This is a genomic window from Bradyrhizobium sp. GW821-FHT13H06, assembly GCF_058803975.1.
The window spans coordinates 646,877-660,695 of the sequence record NZ_JBXAPN010000003.1; the positions used below are offsets into that span (position 1 = coordinate 646,877).

Consider the following 13,819-nt stretch of genomic DNA (forward strand, 5'->3'; position numbering starts at 1 on the left):
CGAGCGCAGCGAAGCAATCCAGATTCTTTCCGCGGAGGGACTCTGGATTGCTTCGCTGCGCTCGCAATGACGGTTGTGGCGACTACTTCGCGGCTTCCGCGCTCGCCATCACCGGGCGCACCGGATCGCCTTCGCGCAGCAATGCGCCGGCGCGGGCGACGACGACATCGCCTTCATTGAGGCCGTCGCGGACCTCGATGTTGCCGCCCGACATCAAGCCGACCTCGACACGCTTGGTCTCGACGCGGTTGCGGCGGATCACCTGCACCACGGTGCCCGCGGATGAATACTGCACGGCGGTCAGCGGCACCGCGACGTTGCAGCTCTGTCCGGTCTTGATCAGCGCGCGCCCGCTCGCGTTCAGGAGCAGACGCTTCTGCGATGAGATGCCGATATAGACCATCCCCTGCTGGATGTTCGGCTCGACGGTCGCGCCGATGCGGCGCACCTTGCCGCCGATGTCGTCGGCGCCTGCGATCCACACGCTCGCCTGCTGATTGACCGCGAGCTTGCGCACATCGGTGGTGGCCACCAGGCCGACGAGATCGTATTCGCTGCGCGCAACGATCGTGAACAGCGCCTCGCCCTTGGCCGAGGCGAAGTTGCCGATCTGCGCAGTCGAGGTCGCGATCACGCCCGCCACCGGTGCGGTGACCTGAAGCGTGCCGCCTTCGGGCAGCGCCAGCCGAGCCAGCACCTGGCCGGCGGTGGTGGTATCACCCGCTTCCGCCAGCACCTCCGTGACCTTCAGGCCGGGACGTTCGGGCCGCACCGAGGTTTGCTCGCGCGCGACGATCGTGCCGGTCGCCTCGACGATGTCGGAGAAGCAGGATTTCGCGACCTTCAGCACCGTGACCGCCGGCCCCTTGGGCGCGTCGTCATCGGCGGCTCCGGCCGGATGGGGGCTGAAGACGAGCAGGCCGGCGACGGCTGCGGGACACAGGTTTCGACCAACGGCACGGGGCAAATGACGCATCGGAAATTCCACAGGGGCTATGTCTCCAATCGATAGCAGATGGCCGCCGCCCGCACTATGGCCGCGTCGTCCCAAAACAGGATGCCGCGCCGCAGGCGGTCGCGGCAAGCCTTTGATTAGTCGCGGGATTGGTGAACAGGTTCGCGCTTCTGGGGTGCGCTTTGCCGTGGTCGTCCGGGCCCCGGGTGCGGCCGATCACGGTCTTCTCATCTGCGACAGCGACCTGTATGGGTTTAGCGTCAGAAACGATGCGGCGTTGCTGCCGTACAACTCTTGGTCGAGACGGGATGCAGCAGTTCGTATGCGAGCAGAATATCGTCCATTTCGAGCGGCTGCTCAATGAGACGAGCGACCCGACGGTCCAGAGTACCGTGCGCGCACTGCTGGCGTCGGCGAAGCGCCAGTTGGCGTTGTTGAACTCGGCCGCGTCCGGCGCCGATTCGACGCGGCTCGAACAGCGCCGGCGGCAGCATATCGACGGCGCAACGATCCGGCGGCAATTCCAGCCGGAGTTCGATAGCTCGCCGCACCCCTACATGTTGCTGGATCCCGGCCCGGGACTGTCCATCGTCGACATCAACGACGCCTATGCGGCGGCGACCTTCATCAGCCGGGCCGACGTGGTCGGCCGGTCCCTGTTCGAGATGTTTCCCGACAATCCCGACGATCCGCTCGCCGATGGCGTCAGCAATCTCTACGGCAGCTTACGGATCGTCGGCGAGACGGGGCAGGCCCATGCCATGGCGATCCAGCGCTACGACATCCGGGATTCCGATGGCACCTTCGTGGAGCGTCATTGGCAGCCGATCAACTCGCCGATCCATGACACGGCCGGCCATCTGGTCTTCCTGCTGCACCACGTCGAGGACGTCACGCCACAGGTCGCGGCGCCGCGTTAACCGTCAGCCGCGCCGATCGCCCAGCAGCTTGCCGGTCGAACGTTCGATCAGATGCAGCCGCGTGCAGGCCGGGCATGACACGGATACGTGCGTGCGGTCGGCCGGCTCATCGGTAAGCCGATGCTGCACGTTCAAGCCAGTCTGAGGGCATTTGAAGACAATCTGTCGATCCATGGCCGGAGATATGCCGCCAAGCCGGACCTTGCGAAATTACGGATGTTTACGTAGGTCGGCGGCCCCTCAAGGCAGGCTCAGGAACTCGACCCAGTTCGGCTTCCTGCCGGTGGGATAGGATTTAAGCTTGGCCAGCGCGCCGCTGCTCTGGTCGATGGCATAGACCGTCATGCCGTCCGAGAGCTCGCCGACCGCCGCGAGGTAACGCCCGCTGGGATCGATGGCAAAGCCGCGCGGCTGGGTCTCGGTCGGGACGCTGCCGATCGTGGTCAGCTTGCCGCTTGATCCATCGACCCTGTAGGCGGCGAGCGTGCTGGTGGTGCGCTCGGAGGCGTAGAGGAAGCGGCCGTCCGGAGTGATGTGGATGTCGGCGGCCCAAGGCTTCTTGTCAGGCTCTTTGGCATTGAACCCTTCCGGCAGCGTGGTGGCGCGCTGGATCTCGTCCCAGGCGCCGCTGCTGGCATCGTAGGCGAATGCCGCGACGTCGCCGTTCAGCTCGTGAAGGAGATAGACGAACTTGCCGCCAGGGTGAAACACGAAGTGCCGCGGCCCCGATTTTTGCGGTGCCTTGTGCGCCGGCGGATCGCTCGGCGCCAGCGTACCGGTTGCGGCGTCGAACGCGAAGCTCAGGACCTGGTCGGAGCCGAGATTGGTCGCGAACACGAAGCGGTTGTCGGGCGAGGGCAGGAAGGCGTGGGCGTTCAGCCCGGTCGGGATCACCTGCTTGGGTTCGCCGACGACGCCGTTGGCCAGAAGCGGATTCAGCGCGACCTTGTTGCCGCCATAGGAGGCGCTGAACAGGAACCTGCCGCTGCGGTCGAGGGCGATGTTGGCCATGCTGTCCGCGAGCGGTCCGTTGCCGAGATGGCTGAGCCGGCCCGTCCCGGGATCGATCGCAAAGCTCACCGCGAGGTATGGCTGCGAGCGGATTCCGGCAATCAGCACGCGATGGTCGGGCGTGATCGCGAGCGGCGTCGAGGAGCCGGGCTTTTCGACGTCCTTGAAGGCGGCCGTCTGCACGAGCGTCATCTCGCCGCGCTCGGTCATCTTGAACACGCTGATGTCGTTGCTGTCGGCGTTGCCGACATAGGCGAAGGTCTCGGCCATGCCGGCACGGGCTCCGGAAACGAGAATGAGGCAAGCGAACAGGGTGGTGGCGATCGCAGCGCGTGATGCTTTGGATGCGGATGCTCGGCGCGGTCTCGGCCTCGGTTTCGACATGGGCTCCTCCTAAGGCCGGATCGCGGCATCGTCGTTTTGCCGGCGAGGATAGCGGCAGGCGTGCCGCCGCACCAAATCCCAATCGGGATCGATCGATGCCGAATTCGTATCGGTGGCGCCGGGTTAGCCCACGCATCGCCGCCGTGCGGCCAGTGCATTGCAGAGCGCGACGCTCCCATGAGCCCTTTCACGGGTCGAAAACAGCCGATGCCGCTGCGAACCAATGCCGCGCGAGTGCATTGAACCGGCATGCCCCGTGAAAACGATCTCGAAGGCAAGCCCGACATGGGCGGCAAGCATGGCGGTCAAGCCGGCCAGCCCAAGCTTCCGCCACGCCCGCGCGAGGGCGAGCGCGACGAGGACGTCGTGGCAAAGCGCCACACCGGCCAAACCGATCGCGCGCCGCCACCGACCAAATCAAAATAGCGCCTCGTCCGCCCGCATGCTGTTGGACGGTCGTCGCGCCAGGGAACGGCGGCATCGCCACGCCGTTACCCAGGTGCGTCGGGCGAGAGATGGAAACGGAGGCTGGCCGTGTTTTGGATCTATTGGAACACCGCCTGGTCGCTGATTATCAGCGGCATCATGGTCGCCACCATCGTCAGCCATCCCGACGCCGAATTCGCCGAAGTGCGCGCGGCCCGGCGATCGATGTGAGCTTGCCGAGCTCGCGGGTTTGCCCCTGTTCCGGCGAGGTCCTGAGCAGCAGCCCGTCAGGCCTTGCCGCCACCGTGATCCCTGTTGCCGTCAGCCGGCCGCCCGCCGCGGCCTGACCGATGTGCCGGAGGCCGGGGGCCGCGCTCCCGTGACGTAGTCGGGAAGCTGAAACTTGCGCCGGTAATCCTTCGGCGACACGCCGGCCTGCTTTCGAAACAAGCGGCGGAACGATGCCACGTCCTCGTATCCAACCTCGCGGCAGATATCCTCGATGGCCGTTTCCGACGTCTCGAGCAGTTGCTTGGCTTCCTCGATGCGCAGCGTCTGCACATAGGCGAGCGGCGAATAGCCGGTCGCTGCCCGGAAGCGCCGGTCGAATGAGCGCTTCGGCAACCCGGAGTGATGCACCAGCGCCGCAATGAGGTCCTGCCGCTGGTAGTTCTGCGCGATGTAGTCTTGGCACTTCCTGATCACGCCGTCGCCGTGATCCACGTTCTGCACCATCGAGGCGAACGGCAATTGTCCCTCGCGATGCCACTGGTAGAGAAAGAGTTTCGAGATGCGAATCGCCTCTTCCGTACCGCCGTATTTCGCGACGATCAGCAGCGCGAGATCCTGCCAGGATGATGCACCGCCCCCGCAGACGAGATTGTGACCGGGCCCGTTCTGCACCAGCACGCGCTCCATGCGGAGCTTGACCTTGGGGAAATGCTTTCGAAACACCGGCTCGTAAACCCAGTGCGTGGTGGCCTCGTATCCGTCGAGCAGGCCGGCTTCGGCGAGCACGAGAGACCCGCCGCAGGATCCGTACAGCTGCGCGCCCGCTTCGTGCATCCGCCTGATCCATGCGATGAGCCGGCGATCGAGCACGGCGGTGCCCGTCTCTGCCGTGACGATCACATTCGGTACGAACACGATGTCGGTCGATTCAACCTGATCGACCAAGTCCTGCGGCAGGATGCTGACCCCGGTGATCAGCTTGATCGGGCCAGGTTCGGCGCCGACCAGCCGTGGTTCGAACAGGCCTTCCGGCGTGCCGCCCTTGACGCCGTCCCATATCCGTCCCGCGCCCCACAGCGTGTCGAATACGCCGTAGATGATCGACGGATCGCATTCGGCGAACACGGGAATACTCACGCGTACACGTCCACGTGACATTCTGCAGCCTCTGGCTCGATTGGCTCGAAACTGACTATTCTGCCTCTCCATCCGCGAGTCCAGACACCCTATGTCGCACCTCAGCGGCGCATCTCCGCGCCCTGAGGAGCCAGACATGAACTTGGATGAGAGAAAGCTCGAGCAGCTGCTTGGACTCGTCGTCAACGAACTCGGCGCCGCCTCCAATGCGGCGCTCGTCGTCCTCGGCGACCGACTGGGATTATTCCGCGCGCTGGCCGACAGCCCGATGACGTCAGCCGAACTGGCCAGGCGAACGGGGACTCACGAACGCTACGTTCGCGAATGGCTGTCCTCACAGGCGGCTTCCGGCTTCGTGAGCTTTGATGCGACGAAGGACACGTTCAGCATGACACCGGAGCAGAAGGCCGTATTCGCGGATGAGAACAGTCCGGTCGCGATGGTTGGCGGCTTCAGCCTGCTGCCGGCGGTTTATCACGATGAGCCGCGACTGGCCGAAGCGTTCAAGACCGGCAAGGGCCTGCGCTGGAGCGATCACTGCAATTGCATGTCCTGCGGCGTCGACCGCTTCTTCCGGCCCGGCTATCGCGCGCATCTGATCGCCGAATGGCTGCCTGCGCTCGACGGCGTCGTCGAGAAGCTGGAGCGAGGGGCCAAGGTCGCAGATGTCGGTTGCGGCCACGGCTATTCGACCCGGCTCATGGCCGAAGCATTCCCGAACTCGGACTTCATCGGCATCGACTACGACGAGACCTCGATCGACTGCGCACGGGCCGAGATCTCCGGCGCACGCAATCTGCGATACGAGGTCGCAAAGGCCCAGGATTTCGGGGGATCTGGCTTCGATCTCGTGACGATGTTCGATGCGCTGCACGACATGGGCGACCCCGTCGGCGCCGCCCGCCACGTTCGTGCCGCGTTGAAGCAGAACGGCACCCTGATGCTGGTCGAGCCGGCGGCGGGCGACAGCCTGGCCGACAATCTCAATCCGGTCGGGCGGGTCTACTACGCCGGCTCCACCCACATCTGCCTTCCGACGTCGCTGAGCCAGGACGTCGGTTTGGGACTCGGGGCGCAGGCCGGCGAAAAGCGCATCGCGCATGTGTTGCGGCAAGGCGGCTTCTCGCAGATCGGCAAGGCTGCCGCCTCGCCCTTCAATATGATCCTGGAGGCGCGGCCATGACGGCCGCGCACGTCCTTGTGCGCATCGGCGCGATCGCGGTCGAGCCGCACGCTGCGGACGCGAGGTGGCCGTGATTGACGTCGTCGTCCACCTCCTTCTCGCCCGCGCTTCGCTGGTCGCAGGCCTGTCCCGCCTGTCCTGGAGGCGGGTGGTTGCGCTCGGTCGCCGCGGATGGCGCGCGTTCTGGACGGTCACCGCGGGGGCGTGAAGCGCGGTGACGATTCATCCCCATCGCATCGCGCTTCAGGCTGCCACCGCCTGCGCCGCCAGCAGCCGTTTCAACTCCGCCGCGGGCACGGCCGGGCTGAACAGCCAGCCCTGCATCTGGCTGCATCCGAGCTGACGCAGCACCTCGCGCTGGGCCTCGGTCTCGACGCCTTCGGCCGTCGTCGCCATGCGGCGGGCGGCGGCCATGTGCACCACGGCCTGCACGATCGGCGAGGAATCCTCGGGCTCGCCGATGTCGCTGATGAAGCTGCGGTCGATCTTGATCTTGTCGAACGGGAAGCGGTGCAGATAGCTCAGCGAGGAATAGCCGGTGCCGAAATCGTCGAGCGCGATGCGCACGCCGAGCTCGCGCAGCTGCTGCAGGATCGTCAGCGCCTCCGCATCGTCACGGATGAGCACGGTCTCGGTGATCTCGAGTTCGAGCCGCCCCGGCGCGAGCCCTGACTCCGCGAGAGCGGCGGCGACCTTGAGCGCCAATGTCCGCGAGCGGAACTGGACCGGGGAGACGTTGACCGCGATGTGAATCTGGCCGGGCCAGGAGGCGGCTTCGAGGCAGGCCTGCTTCAGCACCCATTCGCCGATCTCGCCGATCAGGCCGGTATCTTCCGCCACCGGAATGAAATCCGCGGGCGAGACCATGCCGCGCTCGGGGTGGCGCCAGCGCAGCAGCGCTTCGCAGCCGGTGACCACATTGGCGGCGAGGTCGACCAGCGGCTGATAGTGCACCTCGAACTCGCCGCGCACGAGCGCGTGACGCAGATCGAGCTCGAGCTGCCGGCGCTGCCGTGCCTTGGCGTCGTATTCGGGTGCAAAGAGGCGGAAGGTGCGGCGCCCTTCCGACTTCGCCGCATACATCGCAAGATCAGCGCGCTTGAGCAGATCGTCGAGATTGTCGCCGTGGTCGGGCGCGATGGCGATGCCGATGCTGGCATCAGTCGGGATGTCCTGGCCCTTGCAGCTCACCGGCGCGCGCAACGCCCCGAGGATCGTTTCCGCCAGCGCCGTCAATTCGGCCGCGTCGTTCGTGCCGGCCTTGACGATGGCGAACTCGTCGCCCCCTAACCGCGCGACCATGTCGTTGCCGCTCACGCAGGCGCGCAGGCGGTTCGCCACCTGGCGCAGCAATTCGTCGCCGACCTCGTGGCCCAGCGAATCGTTGACGCCCTTGAACTCGTCGACGTCGATGTAGAGGATCGCGAACGGCTTGCCCTGGCCGAGCTCGGCGATGCGGCGCTCCAGATGCCCGCGCAGCAGCACGCGGTTGGGAAGGTCGGTCAGCGCGTCGTAATGCGCCATATGGGCGATGCGCTCGTCGGCGCGGATGCGCTCGGTGACGTCGTCATGGGTGGCGAGCCAGCCGCCGGCGGCGCCGGGCTGATTCTTGATCTCGACCAGGCGGCCGTCGGCGGTCTCGACGATGGTGCTCTGGGTCCGGCCGACATTGCTCAGGATGCCGTCGCAATAGGCCTCGACGTCGCCCTCGAACGAGCCGGTGTCCCGGCGATGCCGGATCACGTCACGGAAATGGACGCCGGGCTTCACCACCTCCGTCGACAGGCCATACATCTCGATGTAGCGCCGGTTGCAGACGATCAGCCGCTCGTCCTGGTCGAACATCAGGAGGCCCTGCGTCATCGTGTTCATCGCGGTGTCGAGCCGCTGCTTCTCGAGCGAGAGCCGGTTCGTCATCTGGCGGAAGATCAGATAGAGCGTGAGCACCAGCAGGCCCGTCGACAGCACGGCAATGGTGACGAAGAATTTCGTCTGCGTGCGCCAGGTCGCCAGCGTCGCATCCATCGACTTGGTCGCCACCACCACCAGCGGCTCGCCCGCGAGCAGGCGCGAGGCGACGATGCGGTCCTTGCCGTCGATCGGGCTTGCGAGCTGGGTGGTGACGAAGGTGCGCTCGAACACCGCCATCTGCTCCGGCGTGCCGTTGCGGAAATTCTGCCCGATCATCGCATCCGCATGCGGAATGCGCGCGAGCAGCTGGCCGTTCTGGTGGTGCATCGCGATCGAGGATTCCTCGCCGAGCCCGGTCGAGGCAAAGAAGGATTCGAGCTGTTCGGGCGCGATCGCACGCGAGACCAGCCCGAGGAATTCGCCATGCGGGCCGGAGACGCGCCGCGCGAACACGATCGCCGGTCCGCTGCCGAGCCGGGCGGGCTCGACTTCCACCTCTTCCTGCGAGGCGGGATCGTTCTTGAGCCGGTTGAAATAGCCGCGGTCGGCGACCGAGATGTCGGCGACCGGCCATTGCCGCGACGAGTTGATCAGCAGGCCCCTGGAATCGAACAAATTGGCGCCGGCAACGTCGGACCAGCCGCTGGCCTTGGCACGCAGCACCTCGTGCACGGCGAGCGTGCCCATTTCGCTGCGGAAGATTTCAGCGGATTCGATGCCGTGGCTCTCGAGCTCGGCGATGATGCTCTTCTGCAGCACCGCAAAGTCCTCGAACGCGCGGTCGAAATGCCGGGCGAGCATGCGGACGGAGTTTTCCAGGCTGTCGCGGCCGCTCTCGATCGCATTCTGCCGGAAGCGGTCGACGGTGAGCGCGGTGCCGATGGCGGTCGCAAGCATCAGCACGAAGCCGCCGATGATCAGCCATGTCAGCGGCGCCCCGCGCCAACGGCGGAGCAACGCGCGCATTCGCGCGGTCCATCTGATCGATGCGCCCATCCGGCCCTCCCGTGGGATGCAAGATGCAGCAAAACCGACAAGACCCCGTTACCATTAAAGGTTAGGAAAACATGAATCGGAGGTGGCGCTCACCGCCTGATCTCCCATCGCAGCGCCTCCGCATTCGCCTTGGCGAATATCGACGGCACGTCGAAAGTGCCGGTTTCGAGATCATAGCGGCAGCGCCAGTCGGCGAGGCCCTTCACGGCAACGTTCTTCGGATGCCTGTCCATCTCGCCCGATAGCGAGATCACGAGATAGCGGTTGTTGGGCCAGCGGACGCCGAGCCGGCGATAGCCATCCTCCGTGCCTTTCACGAGATTGGCCGAGATGTGGAAGTCGAGCTTCATCCTCTTCGTGTCGGACCGGCTGTGGAAATAGGCCCAGGCGAGATCGCTGAGCGACTTGCTGGTCGCCCTCACGACGGCTGCCTTCTCGACACGGTAGAGATAGAGGTCCTGCTCGCCGGAGCCGGTCTTCTGCATCCGCACCAGCCATCGCGAGTCGTCGGTGAAACGGAAGCCCGCCGGATAGGTCTGCTCCGGCTTCAGCTCGGTCATCTCTTCGCCGTGCCGAGCCCAGGCCTGCCACCTGACGTTGAAATCATCGCTCTCCTTCACGTGCTGCTCGATCCTGGTGGCGCCGTCGGGCGAGGTGAAGGCGAGATCCGTGTTGTCGGACAGGGTGAAGCCGGGCGGCGGGCCGGAGGCAGCGAGTGCGGGTGAAGCCGCCACCGTCAGGACGAGCGCCAGCCATCGGGCGGGACGGCGAAATACGGCCACGGGAAAATTCCTTGAAGACATGCCGCGCTGCGGCCTCGACGGTTGGACGCCGGCGGGGTCGCGCCGGTTCATCCCGGGCGCCGGGACGGAGGCTTATCATCCTATCGACCGTCTTGCTGCCGCAGCCAAATCGGCGCACTTTGCCGGCCTCGGCTGATTTGCCACCCAAGGTCCTTTTCAGATGATCACCGCATCCAAGGTCCTCATTGCCCTCTGTCTGCTCGCGCTGGCCGGCACCGCACTGGTGATCGGCCCGACCGAGCTGCGCCGCCTGTTGCCGGACGGGACGAAGACCGCCGTCGCCGCCAAGCCGGAGGCCAAAGCCGAACCCAAGGCTGAGGCCAAGGTCCAGCTCAAGCCGGAACAGCCAAAGCTCGCCGGCGGCGCGCCGCCGGCCCCGGCCCCCGGGCCGAAGGCGGGCGCGCTGGCCGAGACTCAGAACGAGGTCACGGCCGCGCTCGCCGATCTCGCGCCGGTCAAGCCGCCGCCGGCGGTTGCGGATAGCGGCCCTCGTTTCGACGTCGCCCGCGTCGACGATCACGGCGAGGCGGCGGTGATCGCGGGCCGCGCCACGCCGGGGGCAAGGGTCGAGCTGCTGCGCGACGGCAAGCCGCTCGATAGTGTGGTCGCGGACGCCTCGGGCCAGTTCGTCATGACCCCGCCGCAGCTTCCCTCCGGTTCCTATGAATTGACGCTCCGGGCCAAGGCACCGGACGGCACGGTGACGGAGTCCGGCCGGACCATGCCGGTGACCATCGCCGCGGCGGCGCCGCCGCCCGCGCGGCCCGCACCGGCAGCGAAGCAAGATGCGGGACAGGAGCCGAAGCAGGCCGAGAAGCCCGACGACAAGCCGGATGTCGTGGCCGCCCTGCCATCGGCCTCGCCGCGTCTGGCTTCAGCGCCTGACAGGCAGGCGGCCCGGCCGAAATTGACTGGCGCGCCGAAACCCAAGGTCCTCGCGCGCGCGCCGGCGGACACCACGGTCGCATCGGCCTCGCCGGCAGACGTGCTCACCGCCGCACCGGCGCCGGCGGGCGGCAGCCGGGTCATTGCCCGTGGCGACAGTCTGTGGGCTCTGAGCCGGCTCGCCTATGGCGACGGCGCCCGTTACGCGGTGATCTTCAAGGCCAACCGCGACAAGATCAACAACCCCAATCTGATCTATCCCGGCCAGACTTTCGTGATGCCGCAAAAGGCGGAGTGACGGCACGCTCCATCCTCCCCCGCCCAGGCGGGCGTCTTGAAAGTCGCCTGTCGCGGGCAGAGCGCGCGGTCGCCCGCGACGCTTTGCCCTGTGTCTCTCCGGAACAATCGGTTCCCTCGCGCGTCATTGTGCTGCGACGCATTGCGCTTGGCGCTGGGAGGAGGCCGAGGTGGTCAGGTCGGCGATCATGTCGGGACGCATGGGACTGGCACTGGCCGGCGCGACCCTCGTGATTGCGGCAGTGTTGCTGCCCAACAAGGCGGAGGCGCAGTTCGGATTGCGTGGCGGTCCGCTTGGCGTTGCACGTTTCGCGGTCGGCCACATGCTCGGCGTGTCGCGCCTGCGCCACTCCCGCATGGCCGTGCGCAGCAGCCGATACCGCTCCGCTGCGCTGCGGTCGCAAGATCTGCGCGGGGCCGAGCGCGGCCAGCTGTCCAATCCCTATGTCCTGCGTGCGGCCCTCACCGCGCAGGCTGCGCTCTCGGGCTGGCATGGCGGCCGGCGCCCGCAGGGCTGGTGGCGCCATCCCGACGGCAGCTACGGCTGGGTCGGCCCGGTGTTCTGGCCATTCGCGCATGACGATCTCACCACCGCGATCATGTTCGGCGACACCACCAGCCTCTCGTTCTATGGCTATGGCGACATCTATGCCGCGATCTTCTCGCCCTATGCGGCGACGGAGCTCGCCGCCTACACCGCGCCGCAAAGCCGGCGTGGACGAAGGGTCCCGACGGCGGAGACGCTCTGCGAGGCCAGCGACACCGGCGGCCTGCCGGTCGACCGCATCGCCGCGGCCGCGGCACCGAACGAGCTGCAGCGCACTGCGCTCGACGAGCTCGCATCCGCCTGGAATGGGGCGCGCGAGGCCATCCACACTGCCTGCCCGGAGCAGGCGCCCGCGACTGCGTCGGAGCGCCTCGGCCTGATGCGCGAGCGCCTCGAGGCCATGATCAAGGCGATCGACGCAATCGAAGCGCCGCTGGCGAAATTCACCGGTCTCCTCAATGACGACCAGAAGGCCAGGCTCAATGCCCTCGCCAGCGATCGCCGCGCTGCGCTGGCGTCCCGCCAGCCCAAGGATTCGCAGAAGGATGCGGCCAAGGATGTGGTCAAGGATGCGCAGGCGGCCGCCGCCTGCCGGCCCGACTACGATCCGCGTTATGACGAAAAGGCGCAGCGCCAATACGAGCAGCTGGTCCAGCAGCAATGGCCCGCCAACGACATTGCCTCCACGCTCCACCTCGACGAGGTGGCCCGCGCCCGCTTCGAGGTGCTCCAGGACACCACCCTGCGCACCATGCAGACGCTCAGCGCCTGCCCGACAGAGCCCGCCGCGACACCGCAAGCCCGCCTCCCGGCCGTGAAGGCGCGGCTGCAGACGATGCTGCAAGCCGTCGGCGACGTCACCGATGCGCTCGACGATTTCCAGGCGGATCTGAGCGACGAGCAGAAGGCCGGGTTCGAGTCGATCGGGCCGAAGCGGGGGGCGTGAGGCCGGAGTCGCAACGCCTCCCGTGAAGGTCGCTAAAGCATGATCCGGAAAAGTGCGCAGCGGTTTTCCGAAAAGATCATGCTGAAACAACAACCTAAAGCGCGATGACGATTCATCCTCATCGCATCGCGCTTTAGCCGACCTCCCGCCGAACCTTCGCCGCTGCGTCGCACATGGCCTTCAGCTTCCCGAACGCAGTCGCACGCGGCATGTATTTCATGCCGCAATCCGGCGCCGGGACGAGACGATCCGGCGAGACATATTTCAGCCCGTTGCGGATGCGCTCGGCGACGGTATCGACGCTCTCGATCGCGGGATCCGCGAGGTCGAGCACGCCGAGCATGATCTTCTTCGACGACAGGTCCTTGAGCACGCCGAGGTCGAGCTTCGGCTGCGCCGCCTCGATCGAAATCTGGTCGGCGGTGGTGTCGTCGAGCTCGGCCAGGAAGGAATAGCCGGCCGGCTTGTTCGAGCCCGGCACGACCGCAGCATAACCAAAGCAGAGATGCACCACGGTCGGCACCGTGATCCCTTGCAGCGCGCGATTGATCGCCTTGACGGCGTAGCGCTTGGCGAGTTCCGGATTGTTGCGCACCCAAGGCTCGTCGAGCTGGATCACGTCGGCGCCGGCCTTTTGCAGATCGAGCGCCTCGGCATTGACGGCCTCGGCGAGAGCCATCGCGAGCTCCTCGTCGTCCTTATAGTACTCGTTCTTGGCCTGCTGGCTCATCGTGAATGGTCCGGGAAGGGTGATCTTCGCCGCACGCTCCGTGTTCTTGCGCAGGAACTGCATATCGTGCAGCTCGACCGGGCCTTTGCGCCTCACGGGGCCGACGACGCGCGGCACCGGCGTCTGGGTGTTGCCGGTGCGCGCCACGATCATCGCGGGATTGTCCCCGTCGATGCCGTCGAGCGCTGTGGCAAAGCGATTGGAGTAACTCTCGCGGCGGATTTCGCCGTCGGTCACGATATCGATGCCGGCGCGCTCCATGTCGCGGATCGCGACGATGGTGGCATCGTCCTGGGCTTCTTCCAGGTGTTCGGGCGGCAACCGCCACATGTCGTGCAGGCGTGTGCGCGGCACCACCTTCGACAGCATGGCGCGATTCACCAGCCATTCCGGCTGCGGATAGCTGCCGACCACGGTGGTCGGCAGGATGTGCGTCGGCATGGGCATGGGGTTCTCC

Annotated in this window: 12 protein-coding genes; 6 read left to right on the plus strand and 6 right to left on the minus strand. The window is 66.4% G+C overall.

Going from position 1 to position 13,819, the window contains the following annotated elements; genetic code table 11:
• Positions 1-82: 82 nt before the first annotated feature.
• Positions 83-976, minus strand: coding sequence for an efflux RND transporter periplasmic adaptor subunit (locus AC1RQP_RS15480; RefSeq protein ID WP_239620040.1), 894 nt, complete (start codon positions 974-976; stop codon positions 83-85).
• A gap of 287 nt (positions 977-1,263) precedes the next feature.
• Here AC1RQP_RS15480 and AC1RQP_RS15485 point away from each other — a divergent pair, with 287 nt between their 5' ends.
• A complete protein-coding gene (locus AC1RQP_RS15485; protein ID WP_239620042.1) occupies positions 1,264-1,875 on the plus strand; it encodes a PAS domain-containing protein in 612 nt (203 codons plus the stop codon).
• Positions 1,876-2,115: 240 nt separating this feature from the next.
• On the opposite strand, the gene AC1RQP_RS15490 is transcribed toward AC1RQP_RS15485, so the two are convergent.
• The gene (locus AC1RQP_RS15490; RefSeq protein ID WP_492937582.1) at positions 2,116-3,270 is read right to left on the minus strand and encodes a lactonase family protein; all 1,155 of its coding nucleotides are present in this window, start codon (positions 3,268-3,270) and stop codon (positions 2,116-2,118) included.
• 249 nt (positions 3,271-3,519) lie between these two features.
• Here AC1RQP_RS15490 and AC1RQP_RS15495 point away from each other — a divergent pair, with 249 nt between their 5' ends.
• On the plus strand, positions 3,520-3,696 hold the full coding sequence (locus AC1RQP_RS15495; protein ID WP_239620045.1) for a hypothetical protein: 177 nt from the start codon (positions 3,520-3,522) through the stop codon (positions 3,694-3,696).
• Positions 3,697-3,804: 108 nt separating this feature from the next.
• Entirely contained in the window at positions 3,805-3,927 is a 123-nt protein-coding gene (locus tag AC1RQP_RS15500; protein ID WP_256439331.1) for a hypothetical protein, read from the plus strand.
• Positions 3,928-4,017: 90 nt separating this feature from the next.
• Here AC1RQP_RS15500 and AC1RQP_RS15505 read toward each other — a convergent pair whose 3' ends face one another.
• Positions 4,018-5,064, minus strand: a complete 1,047-nt coding sequence (locus tag AC1RQP_RS15505; protein ID WP_492937583.1) for a GlxA family transcriptional regulator — start codon at positions 5,062-5,064, stop codon at positions 4,018-4,020.
• 136 nt (positions 5,065-5,200) lie between these two features.
• Here AC1RQP_RS15505 and AC1RQP_RS15510 point away from each other — a divergent pair, with 136 nt between their 5' ends.
• A complete protein-coding gene (locus AC1RQP_RS15510) occupies positions 5,201-6,247 on the plus strand; it encodes a class I SAM-dependent methyltransferase (protein ID WP_492937584.1) in 1,047 nt (348 codons plus the stop codon).
• A 243-nt stretch (positions 6,248-6,490) separates the two neighbouring features.
• Here the strand turns inward: AC1RQP_RS15510 and AC1RQP_RS15515 are convergent, their stop codons facing one another.
• Both AC1RQP_RS15515 and AC1RQP_RS15520 read right to left on the minus strand, forming a co-directional pair.
• On the minus strand, positions 6,491-9,154 hold the full coding sequence (locus tag AC1RQP_RS15515; RefSeq protein ID WP_492937585.1) for a bifunctional diguanylate cyclase/phosphodiesterase: 2,664 nt from the start codon (positions 9,152-9,154) through the stop codon (positions 6,491-6,493).
• An 89-nt stretch (positions 9,155-9,243) separates the two neighbouring features.
• The gene (locus AC1RQP_RS15520) at positions 9,244-9,936 is read right to left on the minus strand and encodes a hypothetical protein (protein WP_492937586.1); all 693 of its coding nucleotides are present in this window, start codon (positions 9,934-9,936) and stop codon (positions 9,244-9,246) included.
• A 181-nt stretch (positions 9,937-10,117) separates the two neighbouring features.
• On the opposite strand from AC1RQP_RS15520, the gene AC1RQP_RS15525 reads away from it, so the two are divergent.
• Positions 10,118-11,140, plus strand: a complete 1,023-nt coding sequence (locus AC1RQP_RS15525) for a LysM peptidoglycan-binding domain-containing protein (protein WP_492937587.1) — start codon at positions 10,118-10,120, stop codon at positions 11,138-11,140.
• 187 nt (positions 11,141-11,327) lie between these two features.
• Entirely contained in the window at positions 11,328-12,632 is a 1,305-nt protein-coding gene (locus tag AC1RQP_RS15530; protein WP_492937871.1) for a Spy/CpxP family protein refolding chaperone, read from the plus strand.
• A 133-nt stretch (positions 12,633-12,765) separates the two neighbouring features.
• Here AC1RQP_RS15530 and AC1RQP_RS15535 read toward each other — a convergent pair whose 3' ends face one another.
• Positions 12,766-13,809, minus strand: a complete 1,044-nt coding sequence (locus tag AC1RQP_RS15535; RefSeq protein WP_239620055.1) for a uroporphyrinogen decarboxylase family protein — start codon at positions 13,807-13,809, stop codon at positions 12,766-12,768.
• Positions 13,810-13,819: the final 10 nt, after the last annotated feature.